Source organism: Rhodococcus sp. OK302, assembly GCF_002245895.1.
Taxonomy (GTDB): domain Bacteria; phylum Actinomycetota; class Actinomycetes; order Mycobacteriales; family Mycobacteriaceae; genus Rhodococcus_F.
This window is the reverse complement of sequence record NZ_NPJZ01000001.1, coordinates 2221018-2236127: the sequence shown is the minus strand read 5'-3', so window position 1 is coordinate 2236127 and position 15110 is coordinate 2221018. Positions and strand designations below refer to the sequence as shown.

The 15110-nt window shown below is 61.7% G+C and carries 13 protein-coding genes; 5 read left to right on the top strand and 8 right to left on the bottom strand.

Annotated elements, in window-relative coordinates; genetic code table 11:
- Positions 1–14 precede the first annotated feature (14 nt).
- The 3 genes from BDB13_RS10425 to BDB13_RS10415 form a co-directional block, all read right to left on the bottom strand.
- Positions 15–1238: an O-succinylhomoserine sulfhydrylase gene (locus tag BDB13_RS10425; RefSeq protein ID WP_176459560.1), complete on the bottom strand. Its 1224-nt coding sequence runs from the start codon at positions 1236–1238 to the stop codon at positions 15–17.
- Entirely contained in the window at positions 1235–1654 is a 420-nt protein-coding gene (locus tag BDB13_RS10420) for a rhodanese-like domain-containing protein (protein ID WP_094274822.1), read from the bottom strand. The genes BDB13_RS10425 and BDB13_RS10420 overlap by 4 nt, the downstream gene beginning before the upstream one ends.
- Positions 1655–1717: 63 nt before the next feature.
- Positions 1718–2143, bottom strand: a complete 426-nt coding sequence (locus BDB13_RS10415) for an Rv0361 family membrane protein (RefSeq protein WP_094271576.1) — start codon at positions 2141–2143, stop codon at positions 1718–1720.
- Between the two features lie 229 nt (positions 2144–2372).
- Here BDB13_RS10415 and BDB13_RS10410 point away from each other — a divergent pair, with 229 nt between their 5' ends.
- Positions 2373–3767: an FAD-dependent oxidoreductase gene (locus tag BDB13_RS10410; RefSeq protein WP_094271575.1), complete on the top strand. Its 1395-nt coding sequence runs from the start codon at positions 2373–2375 to the stop codon at positions 3765–3767.
- Between the two features lie 190 nt (positions 3768–3957).
- The gene (locus BDB13_RS10405; RefSeq protein ID WP_094274821.1) at positions 3958–4812 is read left to right on the top strand and encodes an amidohydrolase family protein; all 855 of its coding nucleotides are present in this window, start codon (positions 3958–3960) and stop codon (positions 4810–4812) included.
- On the opposite strand, the gene BDB13_RS10400 is transcribed toward BDB13_RS10405, so the two are convergent.
- The 4 genes from BDB13_RS10400 to BDB13_RS32070 all read right to left on the bottom strand — a co-directional run bounded on the left by BDB13_RS10400 (position 4716) and on the right by BDB13_RS32070 (position 8324).
- A complete protein-coding gene (locus tag BDB13_RS10400; protein WP_094271574.1) occupies positions 4716–5198 on the bottom strand; it encodes a DUF456 domain-containing protein in 483 nt (160 codons plus the stop codon). The two genes, BDB13_RS10405 and BDB13_RS10400, sit on opposite strands and share 97 nt — an antisense overlap.
- Complete coding sequence (gene purT / locus BDB13_RS10395; RefSeq protein WP_094271573.1) at positions 5195–6430, bottom strand: formate-dependent phosphoribosylglycinamide formyltransferase; 1236 nt, start codon at positions 6428–6430, stop codon at positions 5195–5197. Before purT ends, BDB13_RS10400 begins: the two co-directional genes overlap by 4 nt.
- Before the next feature lie 89 nt (positions 6431–6519).
- Positions 6520–7935 (bottom strand): GGDEF domain-containing protein, encoded by a 1416-nt coding sequence (locus BDB13_RS10390; RefSeq protein ID WP_094271572.1) that lies wholly within the window; start codon positions 7933–7935, stop codon positions 6520–6522.
- 239 nt (positions 7936–8174) lie between these two features.
- Positions 8175–8324, bottom strand: a complete 150-nt coding sequence (locus tag BDB13_RS32070) for a hypothetical protein (RefSeq protein ID WP_169636047.1) — start codon at positions 8322–8324, stop codon at positions 8175–8177.
- Between the two features lie 512 nt (positions 8325–8836).
- Here BDB13_RS32070 and BDB13_RS10385 point away from each other — a divergent pair.
- From BDB13_RS10385 to BDB13_RS10375, 3 genes are all read left to right on the top strand, one after another.
- Positions 8837–10570, top strand: a complete 1734-nt coding sequence (locus BDB13_RS10385) for an ABC transporter ATP-binding protein (protein ID WP_094271571.1) — start codon at positions 8837–8839, stop codon at positions 10568–10570.
- Positions 10567–12681 (top strand): ABC transporter ATP-binding protein, encoded by a 2115-nt coding sequence (locus tag BDB13_RS10380; protein ID WP_094271570.1) that lies wholly within the window; start codon positions 10567–10569, stop codon positions 12679–12681. Before BDB13_RS10385 ends, BDB13_RS10380 begins: the two co-directional genes overlap by 4 nt.
- Before the next feature lie 124 nt (positions 12682–12805).
- The gene (locus BDB13_RS10375; protein WP_094271569.1) at positions 12806–13906 is read left to right on the top strand and encodes a CaiB/BaiF CoA transferase family protein; all 1101 of its coding nucleotides are present in this window, start codon (positions 12806–12808) and stop codon (positions 13904–13906) included.
- 55 nt (positions 13907–13961) lie between these two features.
- Here the strand turns inward: BDB13_RS10375 and BDB13_RS10370 are convergent, their stop codons facing one another.
- Positions 13962–15050: a methyltransferase domain-containing protein gene (locus BDB13_RS10370; RefSeq protein ID WP_094271568.1), complete on the bottom strand. Its 1089-nt coding sequence runs from the start codon at positions 15048–15050 to the stop codon at positions 13962–13964.
- Positions 15051–15110 lie beyond the last annotated feature (60 nt).

Genomic DNA, 15110 nt, shown 5'->3' with positions numbered 1-15110 from the left:
AGACGTCGAAATATCTAGCCTAAAGCTCGCTTCAGATCTGCCAGCAGATCCACCGTATCTTCGAGGCCCACGGACAGTCGCACAACACCGTCTGTAATGCCCACTGCTGCACGGCCTTCCGGACCCATGGCCCGATGCGTCGTGGTGGCAGGGTGAGTGATCAGCGACTTGGAGTCACCCAGGTTGTTGGAGATGTCGATGACCCGCAAACCGTTGAGCACCTCGAACGCACGCTTCTTGCCGTCGCCATCCGGAGCATTGAGCTCGAAAGTGACAACCGTTCCGCCGCCACTCATTTGAGACTGCGCGAGCTCGTACTGCGGATGGGACTTCAAGTACGGGTACTTGACCCACTTGACGCCGGGGTGCGCTTCGAGCATTTCTGCGATCTCGAGGGCCGAGGCCACGGAGTGCCGCAGACGTACCGGCATGGTCTCGAGGCCCTTGAGCAAGGTCCACGCATTGAACGGACTTAGCGCAGGTCCGGTGTGCCGCATCAATTCTCGGACCGGACCGCTGATGTATTCCTCGGTACCGAGGATCGCGCCGCCGAGCACGCGGCCCTGGCCGTCGATGTGCTTGGTGCCGGAGTACACAACGACGTCGGCCCCCAATTCGAGGCTGCGCTGCAGGAGCGGTGTCGCGAAGACGTTGTCCAGCACCACCTTTGCGCCGGCAGCATGCGCAAGTTCGGATACGCGTCGTACGTCCACCAAAGATTGCATGGGGTTGGACGGCGTTTCGAAGAACACCGCAGTGGTCGGCACAGACAGTGCTTCTTCCCACTGTGCGTTGTCTTCACCGTCGACAAAGACGACGTCGACGCCCCAACGCGGCAGGATTTCGTTGCACACCACGAAGCACGAACCGAAGAGGCTGCGCGCGGCAACCAAACGGTCGCCGTTGGCCAGCAACGCGCCCAAAGCCGTGAATACGGCGGACATTCCACTGGCCGTCGCAAAGCACGCTTCGGCACCTTCGATGAGGCGCAGACGCTCTTCGAACATCTTGACCGTCGGATTGCCGTAGCGGGAGTAGACAAAATGGTCTACCTCACCGGTGAAGGCCTGTTCGGCGGCTTCTGCACTCTCGTAAACGAATCCGGAGTTGAGGAACAATGCTTCGGAGGTTTCCTCGAAGCCCGTTCGCATCAGTCCGCCGCGAACACCGAGCGTGCCGAGGCCTACATCGTCCGGCAACGCCCGTTGAAATGCGCCACCCTGAGGAATTCCGCTCACTGCTGCCTCCACGGCAAGCCGATGGCCCGCCAACCTACAACTCCGCGGTGTCCGTCGGCATCCAAGGCGCCTTCGAATCCGTCGAGCACGTTGTACGACGGACCGATGCCCGCCGCAGTCGCGATTTCTGCCGCGCCGATGGACCGTTGTCCGGATCGGCACAGGAAGATCACGGGATTGTCGGAACCGGAAACCATGCCGGATTCCTTCAACTGGTCGACAAAATTGTCATTGCGCGTGCCGTTCGGGTAGCTCACCCATTCGATCATCACGGCCGACTTGCCGAGGGACGTGACATCGGGGATACCGACGTACTTCCACTCCGCGTCGGTCCGCACGTCGACAAGCACTGCGTCGGGGTTTTCGCGGAGCAGCGCCCAGGCTTGCTCCGGCGTCAGATCGCCTGCGTAACTCACGTCGTCCATGTTTTCACAGCACCGGCATTTTCACCGCACCGCCCCGACCGCTGCAATGAGCGCTCAGTTGCAGACATCCCAACTCTCACCGTCACGGGTGAGATTCCAGACCTCGACGCGGCTGCCGGGTCCTCCGCCGGAAAGATTGACGTCGGCTCGGGCACGGTCGCCGGTCACCTCGATGTTGTCGACGCCTTTGACTTCGACACCACTTTTCGCGTCGGCCAACGGTCCTGTCTTCGGATCGAAGTTCGCGCAGGTCAAGCCCTGCAACGTCTTGATGTCATTCTCGTTGTGCGCGGCGGTGTAGTCCGCGACGGAACGAGACACGAGATCGTCTTCGGTGACGTTTTCCTCTGCCGGGGACATCCACGATGCAACGAAGATTCCACCGAGGATCAGCGCAACGATTGCCACTGCCAGGAGAAACGGTCCGGCCGAGGCTGTCTTGTTTTCGGAATTGTCGGAATCGCGTAGCTGGTCACTCATGGAACCAATACTCCCCCACAATCACAGCTTGTGACCTGCCAAGGAGCGGACCCCTACCCTTCTGTTCCCTCACCGCGGAAGAATGGGAAGAAAGAAAAGGTTTACCCACGCCGCTTCGAGTGGGAGTGTGAACCCGTCGAGCCGCAATCACGACACCGCGCTTAGGTTCGGCTAAATTGATTTATTGTCGATACGTTGTCCGAACTTCGAAGAAGGTAGCTGTCTACAGATGACTGACTCCAATCGCCCACTCCGGGTCGCGATCGTCGGCGCCGGCCCCGCCGGCATCTACGCAGCCGACGCACTCATGAAGTCCGACACCGCAGTCTCCGGCCGCGGCGTCAGCATCGACCTCTTCGAGCGCATGCCCGCACCCTTCGGACTCATCCGCTACGGCGTCGCACCGGACCACCCGCGCATCAAGGGCATCATCACCGCCCTGCACAAGGTTCTCGACAAGCCGCAGGTCCGCCTGCTCGGCAACATCGACTACGGCACCGACATCACCCTCGACGACCTGCAGTCGTTCTACGACGCCGTCATCTTCTCCACCGGCGCCAACGCTGACCGCGCCCTCGGCATCCCCGGCATCGATCTCGACGGCAGCTACGGCGCCGCCGACTTCGTCTCCTGGTACGACGGCCACCCCGACGTCCCGCGTGAATGGCCGCTCGAAGCCGAGAAGGTCGCCGTCCTCGGCGTCGGCAACGTCGCCCTCGACATCGCCCGTGTCCTCGCCAAGACCGGCGACGAACTTCTCCCCACCGAGATCCCCGCCAACGTCTACGAGGGCCTCAAGAACAACAAGGCCGTCGAGGTCCACGTCTTCGGACGACGCGGCCCCGCTCAGGCCAAGTTCACGCCCCTCGAACTGCGTGAGCTCGATCATTCCCCCACCATCGAGGTCATCGTCGACCCCGAGGACATCGATTACGACGAAGGTTCCGAGCAGGCTCGCCGCAACTCCAAGCAGGTCGACATGGTTGCGAACACCTTGCAGGACTGGGCAATTCGCGACGTCGGAAACCGCCCGCACAAGCTGTTCCTGCACTTCTTCGAATCTCCCACCGAGGTTCTCGGCGAAGACGGCAAGGTTGTCGGCCTTCGCACCGAGCGCACTGCGCTCGACGGCACCGGAAACGTCAAGGGCACCGGCACTTACAAGGACTGGGATGTCCAGGCTGTCTACCGCGCCGTCGGTTACCTCTCGCAGAACGTCACGCAACTGCCGTTCGACGATCAGGCCGGCACCGTCCCCAACGACGCCGGACGTGTTGTCGCCGACGAAACCGCCGAGGGCGAGGCCCGGTTCATGCCGGCCACCTACGTCACCGGTTGGATCAAGCGCGGACCCGTCGGCCTCATCGGCCACACCAAGGGTGACGCCAACGAGACCGTCGCCAACCTCCTCGAGGATTCGGCCAAGTTCACCCCCGCCGCAAACCCCGACGAGAATGCAGTCGTCGAATTCCTCGAAGGCAAGCAGGTTCCGTACACGACGTGGCAGGGCTGGTACCGCCTCGATGCGCACGAGCGCAGCCTCGGCGAGCCCGAAGGCCGTGAGCGCATCAAGGTCGTCGAGCGTCACGACATGTTGAAGGCATCCGAGCCCGACAGGGCCTAATAGCCGGACCCCGACTGGGCCTAATAGTCGGACCCCGACAGCGCTTGATTGTCGGACCCTGACACTGCATAACAGCAGGTCAAACAGACCGATCGGCCCGATATGACGAATATTCGCTCCAGAGCGACTCACGTCACATCGGGCCGATCTTCTGTGCAAGGTCATATCGACAGCGTGCAAAATGGATGATGTGTTTGATGCCCACGTTCACATCATCGATCCGCGCTTCCCGCTGGTCGAGAATCACGGGTACCTACCCCAGCCTTTCACCGTCGCCGATTACCGATCCAAAGTCGCTTCTCTCGACGGTCTTCAGGTGGACGGCGGAGCAGTTGTCACCGCGTCCTATCAGGGCACCGATCAGGAGTATCTGAAAGCCGCGCTCGCTGAACTCGGCCCGGGATGGGTGGGCGTCACCGCACTCGGACACGACGCCACCGACGAGGAGATCGTTGCGCTCGACGCTGTCGGCGTTCGCGCAGTCCGATTCAATCTTCGGCGCGGAGCAACAGACCTGAGGGAACTCTCGGACCTGGCCAACCGAGCCTTCGATCTGGTCGGCTGGCACGCCGAGTTCTACGTCGACGCCACCCTCTTACTCTCTCTCGAACCTGTTTTCGCGAAACTGCCCGCCGTGGCCATCGACCATCTGGGCATGTCGACGCGGGGGCTCCCCTACCTGCTCAACCTTGTCGATCGCGGCGTGAAGGTCAAAGCCACCGGCTTCGGCCGCACCACCATCTCCGATGTCGGTGACGTGCTCCGTCAAATCCATCGGGCCAATCCGCAAGCCTTGATGTTCGGGACGGATCTACCGGGAACCCGCGCCCGCCGGGCATTCGAGAGCCACGACCTCGACGTGATCGCCGAGGCCGTCGGCGACGACCTCCCGGCAGTGATGGGCGGCAATGCCCGGGCCTGGTATCGGTGCGAATCTCGAGCCTCTGTTCACACCAAAACGACTGCGCCCAGCCAGAGTCCGGCCGCAACCAACGCGCCGAACAGTTCCACCACCATGGACAACCCGACGGCTTTCACCGCGTGAAGCGTCGACGCCCACGCAATGTTGAAATTGCGTAGCCGTACCCATTCCGCGACATAGGTTCCCAGGACAAATCCGAGGAACAACCCCACGACGGGTACCACGAAGAATCCGACGATGCCGACAACACCGCCGATCATCACGGACAGGTTGGGAACTCCCCCGGCACGCATCCGCTGGCCCGGCCACGTGTACTTGACGACGCCCGTGATCACCAAGGCCAGCGCCGCCAGCGCGAATACCGTCCACGCGGTAGCGCCACCGGTCATCAAGGCCCACACCAGTATTGCCGCCAATATCAGCAGGGTTCCCGGAATGATCGGCACCACAACGCCGACCAGTCCGACCAGAATGACTAGTCCTACAACAACTTCGGCCGCTGGACTCATCCGACGGGGCGAACCTTCGACGCGGCCTCACGGGCGCGAGCGCGGGCAGTATCGACATCAGCGGCCGTCGACACGGCGACACCCATTCGTCGACGCAGGAAGCTTTCCGGCTTTCCGAAGAGTCGGAGTTCGGTTTCGGGAACCGCGAGAGCCTCTGCAACACCGTCGAATCCGATACCCTTCGCCTCCACACCTCCGTAGATGACGGCTGACGCACCCGGCGAGGTGAGCGTTGTGTCGACCGGCAATCCGAGGATCGCACGCGCATGAAGTTCGAATTCCGAGAGTCGCTGGGTGCGCAGCGTCACCAAGCCGGTGTCATGCGGACGCGGGCTGACTTCGGAGAAGTACACGTCGTCGCCCTTGACAAACAATTCGACGCCGAAGATTCCACGGCCGCCGAGCGCGGTGGTGACCTTTTCGGAAACCTCACGCGCCGCAGCGAGCGCAGCCTCGGACATACGCTGCGGTTGCCAAGACTCGATATAGTCACCAGCCTGCTGCAGGTGCCCGATCGGTTCGCAGAACGACGTAGCCACACTGCCGTCAGCGGATACGGCACGCACCGTCAATTGTGTTATCTCGTAATCGAAATCGACGAAACCTTCGACAATGACGCGGCCGTGATTGACGCGCCCGCCGGCCATCGCGTAATCCCAGGCGGCACCGAGTTCGTCGGCGGAACGTACCGTCGACTGCCCCTTACCCGAGGACGACATGACGGGCTTGATGACGCACGGGAATCCGATGCGCTCCGTCGCAGCCTGTACTTCTTCGAGTGAATCCGCAAAAGCGTACGGCGACGTGGGCAGCCCCAATTCTTCGGCGGCAAGGCGGCGGATGCCTTCACGATTCATGGTCAACTGTGTTGCCCTCGCCGTGGGGATCACCACGGTCTCACCACGTTCTTCGACAACGGCCAACGCATCGGTGGCGATCGCCTCGATCTCGGGAATCACAAAATGCGGCTTTTCCAGTTCGATCACGGCAAGCAATGCCTCGGGATCGCTCATGTCGACAGTGCGCGCGCGATGCGCAACTTGGTGCCCCGGAGCGTCGGAGTACCGATCTACCGCAATCACTTCGACGCCCAACCGCTGCAACGCAATGATGACTTCCTTGCCCAGTTCACCGGAGCCCAGCATCATCACTCGAATCGCATTCTCGGTGAGTGGTGTACCGAAACGGAGGGGCAAAACGGACGGACTTGTGGGTGTCGAATCAAGCTGCATGGGTGCGACTATATGCCAATCCCGATGCAGGTCAGAGCTAGTGCGGATCAGCGGACTGCGCGCGTATGGGCCAGGTGACGGGTTCAGGTCTACCCGGAGATATGGCGCTTCGGCACCACACCGCTGACATCTCGCGCTTTGACGAGGTTTCGGCCACTCTCCTTGGCGTCGTACATCGCCTCGTCGGCCGCGATCATCAATGCAGCCAGTCGCAACGTCGGGTGATCTACCCACGCAAGTCCGATGCTGACTGTGCTTGCAACTCCGGAGGCTGTCGATTCCTCGACCTGCGCTGACCGGATCGCCTCCGCGACTTCCGAGGCGCGGGCGAAACTGGAACCGGTGAGCAGGACTGCGAATTCCTCGCCGCCCAGCCTTCCGATCAGATCGGCGCCGGACACCCGATCGGCCGCGCGGGCAGCGAAGTCCGCGAGCACGGTATCGCCGGTCATGTGCCCGTGGGTGTCGTTGATGTTCTTGAAGTGGTCGAGATCGAGCATCAGCAAGCCGACGGGCGATTGTGTTTCCGATTCACGCTTAAGTTGTTCCTCGGCTTGCCTGAGGAAGGCTCCCCTCGAGAGCACTCCTGTGAGGTTGTCGTATTCGACGGCTCGGAACAGCTCACGCTCAGCTGCTCGACGCTCCTGCGTGGCACACGCCACCGCAATCGGACCCAGCGCGATCAGCGTGACTGCGATCGACGTGATGACATCCTCCGACCAGTTTGTGTGGCCCTGTTCGCCGACATCCAGACGTCCCGTGTCGGCCATCATGAGCGACCACACCGACCAGACCACTGAGACAAAGGCTGTACTCGGAACCGAAATACGGGTGGCGCACCACAGCAACGCCGGAATGGGGAGGACAAGAGCGATCGGCCCCTCGATCCTGAGCGCGATCGGAACGCAGGCTGCGGTCGCAAGCAGCGGAACCATCATCGTTCCGATGGTCCTCCATGTCAGTTTTCTGCGAAGGTCCGCAAATCCGGAGGGAATAGTCACGGACAGAATCAGCGGCAGCACCAAGAGATACGCCATGAACTCCGTACTGCCCCAGTGAACGAGTGTGTCGGTGAACGATTCTTCTCGAATCACCCGATCCAGTAGTCCTGCGGTCGAAGCAGTCGCGATGGCACTCCCCGCGCCGAGAATGACCATCCACACCAACGCATTCGAATCGACAAGCCGAAACGGTATGCGCTTCGTGCAGCGAAGCAGGAGCACACCGAATGTGACACCGACCAGATTGGCGCTGTTCAGTTGCACTGCCATCGACAGGGAGCTTCCTGTCAGCAGATCAGCGCTCAAATAGCCGACCATCGCGGCTAGCCAGGTAGGCCACTCGATCAAGACAGGCCACCGCATCATCATTCCCAGCAACAGCGCGTTGGCGCACCAGAAGGTCGCCAGAAGCCCGGGTGCCCGGGTGAGAATTCCGACGAGGGCCGCGGCCAGGACAACAACGAAGACAATGAGTAACCGCACTGTGCGACTCGTTCTTGTCATCGTTTACCTCACCCCGGAATCGGTACCCCGGCGCATTGGAGGGGAGCCTCGAACTGCCCGATAGACCGATCCAGTTACATAACAGTTAACAGCCACCGGTCCATCGTACGCAACCCGCTCGACCGAACAACAGGCTAAAGCGAAAAAACGTATTGCCCCCCACCCGGATAAACGGACAGAGGGCAATACGAAGCTTTCAAACTACCGCGGTACCGAGCGCTCGGTACGTGAGTCGAAGCTTATTCGGAGGATCCGCCGAGGAGTCCGGCGAGGGAGCCGGCTCCACCGGTTTCGCTGGATCCGTCGGCCAGCGAAGAGGTGTCGACCGACTTGAGGAAAACGCCGAGTGCAGCGAGCAGGGGTCCGAGTGTGCTGAGCGATCCGAACATAGGAATTTCTCCTGTTATGTGAGGTGGTGTGATTGTTCAGCGCCGCTTCGGTCGCAGGCGGTGACCGAAGCAGTCCGGGAACCTTTGGCACAGAGGGGCAGAAATTCCGTCGCCCCCCTGCGACATCCCGAGCTGTGATGCAGCGCACGAAACTGCGCTGATTGCATTTATAGACGGCCCAATCTCGATTGTCTAGCTATTGAACCGCTAATTAGCGTTACCGGGATTAACATTTTCCGATAAATGCACTGGTAGCAGCGATTATTTTCAGTAACGGAACAATAACAATGTGTTGTAGATCACACCAATTTGTGGGCAAACTGGACTACTAGACAACTTTCAGACACATTTTGTCACATTCCGGTCGTAACCCCACATCTGCCGTCGCGGCTCCACGTTCAATTGGGAATAACCTCAGCAATCGCACGAGTCGGTGCCCGTAAGGATGTGCATCTGTCATAACGTGTGCATGTGATCAATCCGGAACGCGTGGCAGCCCGAACGGGATCGCCGTGCTAGCAAAACTGCTCAAGGCGTACCTGCCCCCGTACCGTTGGCTCCTCGCCGGAGTGCTGGCACTACAACTGTTCGGCGCAATCGCGGCACTCATCCTGCCCACCTTGAATGCCCGAATCATCGACGACGGCGTCGCTCGCGGTGACACCGGATTCATCATGTCGACCGGCGGAATCATGCTGCTGGTCTCCTTGGCAACGATCCTTGCCTCGGTAGCGTCGACGTTCCTCGCCGCCAAGTCCTCGATGGGCTTCGGCCACGACGTCCGAGCCGCGGTCTACAAGGCCGTCGGCAGTTTCTCCGATCGCGAGTTCTCCGGTTTCGGAGCACCCACGTTGATCACCAGAAATACCAACGACGTACTGCAGATCCAAACCCTCGTGATGCTGACGTCGTCGATGCTCGTCAGTGCCCCGCTCATGTGCATCGGCGGGATCGTCATGGCACTGCGGGAGAATCTGCAGATGTCATGGCTCCTGACTATTTCGGTGCCGCTTCTCGGTATTACCGTCGCGATTGTCATCGCCCGGCTGATCCCGCACTTCCGCACCATGCAGACCCGGATCGACAACATCAACCGCTCACTTCGTGAGCAACTCACGGGTATGCGCGTCATCCGCGCGTTCGTCCGCGAACCCGACGAGACGATGCGTTTCGACAAAGCCAACAAGGAACTGACCGACACGGCCATGCTCATCGGCCGGTATCAAGCAGTACTCATGCCGACGATCATGCTGATCGCCAACATGTCCAGCGTCGCAGTCCTGTGGTTCGGTGCGCACCTCGTCGACACCGGCGACATGCAGATCGGACAGATCAGCGCATTCCTCGCCTACGTCATGCAGATCCTGATGTCCGTCCTGATGGCAACGATGCTGGCCGTCGTCATTCCTCGTGCCGCTGTCTGCGCCGACCGCATCACCGAAGTGATCGACACCGAGCCGTCGGTGCCGGCACCGACGCAGCCCCTACGCCCGACAAACCCGTACGGCGTCGTCGAGTTCGGTGGAGCCGGATTCAGCTACCCCGGTGCCGAAACTCCCGTCCTGAGCGGTGTGACGATGCGTTGCCTACCCGGAACGGTCACAGCCATCGTCGGTAGCACCGGCAGCGGCAAGTCCACTCTCGTTTCACTCATCCCACGCCTCGTCGACGTCACGGCAGGAGCTGTCCTGATCGACGGCCTGGACGTCCGAGGCTGGGATCAGGACGAACTGTTCACCAACTTCGGTTACGTGCCGCAGAAGGCCTATCTGTTCGCCGGGACCATCGCCACCAACATCAGGTACGGAAACCCGGCAGCGACCGACGCGGAAATCTGGGATGCGCTCACCATCGCGCAAGCCGACGGCTTCGTCCGTGAGCTTTCGCAGGGCCTCGACTCACCGATCTCCCAAGGCGGAACGAACCTCTCCGGCGGTCAGCGTCAACGACTGGCCATCGCCCGCGCCGTAGTCCGCAAGCCGCGGATCCTTGTGTTCGACGATTCTTTCTCGGCACTCGACATGCACACCGATGTAGCCGTCCGCGCCGCGCTACGCGCAGTCACGACCTCGACAACAGTCATCGTCGTCGCTCAACGTATTTCTTCCGTCGTCGACGCCGACCAGATCATGGTCCTCGACGACGGGTCGCCCGTCGGACTCGGTGACCACAACTTCCTCCTGGCCAACTGCCCCACGTACCAAGAGATCGTGGCGTCCCAGATTCCCGCGGAGCTGAGCGCATGACCAATCCGCAGGATCCCGCCTTCGGCGCGGCCAATCGCCAGTATCTCGACGACACCCCGACCGTCGTCTTCGCGAAGATCCCGGCAGAACCTGACGCCTCCGACAACACCACGGCGCCGGCCGATCCCCCACCGACCGGTCCCCCACCCGGCGACGGCCCCGCGCCCAAGCCCGCGGGCGACGCCGAACCCAAACCGCCCCAGGCGTCGACCACGCCGGCCACCAAACCCAAGCAGTTCAAAGCCACGATGAAACGGCTTCTGGCACTGCTGAAGCCGCACAAGCTTGCCGTGTTCGTCGTACTTGTTGCGACCATCAGCAGTATCGCCCTCTCGGTTGCGGTTCCCAAGATCCTGGGCCACGTCACCAACCTCATCTTCGCCGGATTCATCGGCAAGAGCCTGCCTGCCGGCCTCACTCGCGAGCAGGCCGCGGAAGCCATTCGCGCATCGGGCAATTCGACGTTCGCGGATCTCGTCGCCAACTCGTCCGATGTCGTTCCGGGGGTCGGACTGGACTTCGACGCCATCGGCAAGGTCATCATGCTCGCCATCGGCGTCTACGTACTGTCATCGTTGCTGGCCTGGGTCGAAGCGTTCCTGCTCAACATCATCGTGCAGCGAACGATCTACAAGTTGCGTGCCGAAGTCGAAGCGAAGATTCACCGACTTCCGTTGCCCTACTTCGACAAAACACCGCGCGGCGAAGTCCTCAGCCGTGTCACCAACGACATCGACAACGTGGCGTCGACCTTGTCTCAGACGTTGACCTCGCTGCTGACATCCGTGTTGACGGTCATCGGTGTCCTCGTGATGATGTTCGTCATTTCGCCGATGCTCTCGCTGATCGCGCTGATTGCCGTGCCCGTATCGGTACTGCTGGTAGCCCGCGTCGCAAAGCGCGCCCAGGTTCTCTTCAAAGCGCAGTGGGAAGAAACCGGCAAGATCAACGCGCAGATCGAGGAAACCTACAGTGGCCGCGACCTGGTCCGCGTCTACGGACACCAGGCTGAGGCCGAGCGCGAGTTCGCGGTACAGAACAAGAAACTGCTCGACGCGTCGTTCGGTGCCCAGTTCCTGTCGAGCCTGATCATGCCTGTGATGAACTTCGTCGGAAACATCACTTACGTGCTACTCGCTGTGGTGGGCGCGCTCAAAGTTGCCAGCGGCAACATGTCACTCGGCGACGTCCAGGCCTTCATCGTCTACTCACGCCAGTTCAGCTCACCGCTCACCCAGATCGCATCGATGTCGTCCAGCCTGCAGTCCGGGGCGGCGTCGGCGGAACGCGTCTTCGAACTGCTCGACGAGCCCGAACAGTCCCCCGACATCGACGTTCCGCTCCTGCCCGAGCAGGCCGGCCGTCATCGCAGCGTCGGCACTGTCGTATTCGACAACGTCTCGTTCCGTTACGACAAGGACAAGCCGCTCATCGAGAACGTCAGCCTCACCGCCGGATCCGGTCAGACCGTCGCCATCGTCGGTCCCACCGGCGCCGGCAAGACAACCCTCGTCAACCTCCTCATGCGGTTCTACGAAGTTGATTCCGGCCGAATCACCATCGACGACATCGACATCGCGCACATGCGTCGCGCGGACCTCCGCAAGCATGTCGGCATGGTCCTGCAGGACACCTGGCTGTTCGGCGGCACCATTCGCGAGAACATCGCCTACGGCCGCATCGGTGCCAGCGAACACGACATCCAAGAAGCAGCCCGAGCAGCGTTCGTGGACCGTTTCATCCACACCTTGCCCGACGGCTACGACACCATGCTCGACGAGGAAGCGTCCAACATCAGTTCGGGCGAGAAGCAGCTCATCACGATCGCCCGAGCATTCCTCTCCGAGCCTTCACTTCTGATCCTCGACGAGGCAACCAGCTCCGTCGACACCCGCACGGAACAGCTTGTGCAGCACGCCATGTCCGCCCTACGGACCGGGCGCACCAGCTTCATCATCGCGCACCGACTCTCCACCATCCGTACTGCAGATCTGATCGTGGTGATGGAAGCCGGCCAAATCGTCGAACAAGGCACACACGATCAACTCATCGCCCACGCCGGCGCGTACTTCCGCCTCTACAACGCACAATTCGAGGGCGCTGCGGTCTGATTCACCGACCCGGGAGTGTGATCGCAGACTCCTGATACCGACATAGTGCCCCGAGGCACACCCTTCTGGCCCGACAGGTTACCGTCGGGCCAGAAGCAATTTCACCGTCGGAAATGGAGTTCGTGTGTCTGCAGAAACCGTGGAGAAAAAGGGCCCGCTCGCGGGTATTCGAATCGTCGAATTCGCCGGACTGGGACCAGGTCCGCACGCGGCGACACTGCTGGCCGACATGGGTGCCGACATCGTCATCGTGCAGCGCGCCGCCCCGATCCCGCAGGACGCCGGCTCAACCGATCAGATCAAGCGTGGACGCCGCATCGTCGAAGCCAACCTCAAGGATCCGGCCGACGTCGCAAAGGTCCTGGACCTGATCGAGCGCGCCGACGTCGTCATCGAGGGCTTCCGTCCCGGCGTAATGGAACGCATGGGCCTGGGCCCCGACGTTGCCCTCGAGCGCAATCCTCGTCTGGTCTACGGCCGTATGACGGGCTGGGGCCAGGAAGGCCCGCTGGCCAGCGCAGCCGGTCACGACATCAACTACATCTCCCTCACCGGTGTCCTCAACGCCATCGGTCGCAAGGGTGAACGTCCCGTTCCGCCGCTCAACATGGTCGGCGATTTCGGCGGCGGTTCCATGTTCCTGATCTTCGGCATCCTGTCCGCCCTCGTCGAACGCTCCGTCTCCGGCAAGGGACAGGTCGTCGACGCTGCCATGGTCGACGGCACCCTCGCTCTCTCACACATGATGTGGGCGTTCCGCGGCCGTGGCGTCTGGTCCGACGAGCGTGGAGTCAACCTCCTCGACACAGGCGCACCGTTCTACGACACCTACGAGACCTCCGACGGCAAGTACATGGCCGTCGGATCCATCGAACCGCAGTTCTACGCGCTGCTGCTCGAGGGCCTCGAGATCGATCCCGCGACGCTCCCCCATCAGATGGACTCGAGCAAGTGGGACGAGCTGAAGGTGCTCTTCACCGAGAAGTTCCTCTCGAAGACCCGCGACGAGTGGGCCAAGATCTTCCTCGGCACCGACGCGTGCGTCTCGCCGGTCCTGACCTTCGCCGAAGCACCGTCCAACGAGCACATCGCCGCCCGCGGTTCGCTCATCGAAATCGACGGCGTCACCCAGCACGCTCCGGCCCCGCGCTTCTCGCGCACACCGGCTGCCGTCCCGTCCGCGCCGGCTCGTGAGGCGACGGATATCGAGACGGTCTGGAAGTAGGCTCCGCCTGTGCGCCTTTTCGGTAGTGCCCACTACCGAAAAGGCGCACAGGGCGCTAGCCCAATCGGTAGAACCGCAGGAACTCGTGCTCGATCGGCAGCACATCAACCCTCTCGAAACCTGCTGCCAAAGCGTAACTTTCGAGAGTCGACTTCCGCATCACCGTTCCCGTTCCGACGCTCCCCGGATGCGCGAGACTGTCCGGCAGGCAGCACGTCAACGAAAATCCGTAGAGCAGTTGCTCCACCTTCCCGGCCTCAGGATCAAAAGTATCCGCAGTCCGTTCGTCGACGACGATCACCGGCGCACCCGGCTGCGCAATCGACCGCGCGGTCGAGAGGAAACCCACCGGATCCGGCACGTCGTGCACACACTCGAAAGCAAAAACAGCGTCGTAGGTGCCCGTGTCCGCGCGCCCCGGTTCGTGAGCCTGGCCCGCCACGTCAACCAACGAGAAATGAACGCGGTCGTCGACGCCGTTGTCCCGGGCGTGACGCCGCGCCGCTGCCACCGAGGCCGCGTCCACGTCGAACCCGTGAACCTCGACCTTCGGGTAGCCGAGCGCAAGCGCCACCGACGACCAGCCCTCGCCCATACCGAGATCGGCGACTTTGGCGCCGCCGGTCAACGTCGCATGCAAATCCGCAATGGTCGGCAGAAATTCCTGACACAACTGCCGTAGGTACATCGGCCGATTCATCAACGCCTGGCCTTCACGGGCGTCCGGACCCATCGATTCCCACGTGACCCCGCCGCCGTGGCGATACACGTCGAGCAACCGCGGCATCGACGTCGTCGTCGCAACGAACATGCGCGCCAACGGCGTAAGATACAGCAGGCTGTCACAATCGAGCAACACAGCTGCATGCTCGGCAGACAGGCTGTATCGACGGTCGGAATCGGCATTGACGTCGAGATACCCCGACACCGCCTGATGTTCCAACCATTCTCGGGCATACCGCTCGACCGTTGCGGTCCGGTCCGCTAGTTCCGTCGACGTGAGCGGTCCATGATCGGCGAGTGCCCGGTACCAGCCCAGCCGATCACCGAGATACACCGCTTGGAGCTCGGCCGCACCGAGCGTGGCCTCGAACAGTCGTTCCGCCAAAGTCTCCGATGCGTTGGTTGCCTCAGTCGCTGTCATCGATGTCTCCTCAGGTCACCCCTCATTGCCAGTGTGTACCCATATGGCCGAATCAAAGCG